The 1,267-nt window shown below is 65.0% G+C and carries 1 protein-coding gene; it reads left to right on the top strand.

All coding sequences use genetic code 11. The features are described from left to right. Window positions 1-64: 64 nt before the first annotated feature. A protein-coding gene (locus tag D2K64_RS23640) for an IS3 family transposase (protein ID WP_120010869.1) occupies window positions 65-1,206 on the top strand; the annotation gives its coding sequence in 2 pieces (ribosomal slippage) (window positions 65-326 and window positions 326-1,206; 1,143 coding nt in all). The last annotated feature ends 61 nt before the right edge of the window (window positions 1,207-1,267 follow it).

Here is a 1,267-nt window from a genome sequence, read left to right as displayed (position 1 = left end):
AGAGATGGTCCCCGGATTTCGGACAGTTGGATAAGCTCGGTTCGGCCTGAGAAGGACGGACCCGATGACGGGCAAGCGGACGCGGTATTCGGCTGAGTTCAAGGCCAAGGTGGCGCTGGAGGCGCTGCGGGGTGAGCTGACGACGGTGCAGCTGGCGGCCAAGCACGGCATCCATCACACGATGGTGGGCGAGTGGAAGCGCCAGGCCGTGGAGGGGATGGCCGCGGTGTTTTCTGGCAAGGCAGCGGCGCAGGAGACGGCAAAGTCGACCGAGGCCGAGGTGGAGAAGCTGCACGCCAAGATCGGGCAGCTCCTGGTGGAACGGGATTTTTTGGCCAAGGCGTCCGGACGATGAGCCTGGAGCGGCGGCGCCAGATGATCGAGCCTGAACACCCGCGGTTGTCGATCGTGCGGCAGTGCGAACTGGTCTCGATCAGCCGCTCTGGGTTCTACTGCTATCCTGCCGGGGAAAGCCCGCTGAACCTGGAGCTGATGCGGCTGATCGACGCGCAGTTCCTGGAGACCCCCTGGTACGGGTCTCGGCAAATGGCACGCCATCTCCGGCGGGAGGGGTACACCGTCGGCCGCAAGCGGATGCGGCGGTTGATGGCCAGGATGGGGCTGGTGCCGATCTATCAGCGGCCGCGGACCACGGTGCCGCATCCTGAGCACCGGGTCTTTCCCTATCTGCTGCGGGAGCTGGTGATTGACCGGCCAAACCAGGTCTGGTGCGCCGATCTGACGTACATCCCTATGCGCCGGGGCTTCCTCTACCTGGTCGCGGTGATGGACTGGGCGACCCACAAGGTGCTGTCCTGGCGGGTGTCGAACACCATGGACGTGGAGTTCTGCCTGGACGCGCTGGAGGAGGCCCTGGCGCACCATGGGCGGCCGGAGATCTTCAATACCGACCAGGGCAGCCAGTTCACCTCACCGCGGTTCACCGGCGTGCTGCAGCGGGCTGGGGTGCGTGTTTCCATGGATGGGCGGGGACGCTGGATGGACAATGTCTTCATCGAGCGGCTCTGGCGCAGCCTGAAATACGAGTGCGTCTACCTGCACGCCTTCGAGACCGGCTCGGAGATGCGGGCTGGGCTTACAAAGTGGATCGGCTACTACAACGCCGGACGCCCACACAGCGCCCTGGCGGGGCAGACCCCCGACGAGGTGTATAAGGCAGATGCGATGACAAGACTGGCGGCCTGAGATCAACCAGGACCGAGCTTATCCGGGCCGCCAAACTGTCCGGCAGATGGGGGCCACCTCA

The organism is Teichococcus vastitatis, from assembly GCF_003604215.1.
Classification (GTDB): Bacteria; Pseudomonadota; Alphaproteobacteria; order Acetobacterales; family Acetobacteraceae; genus Pseudoroseomonas; species Pseudoroseomonas vastitatis.
This window is presented reverse-complemented; position numbering and strand designations above follow the sequence as displayed.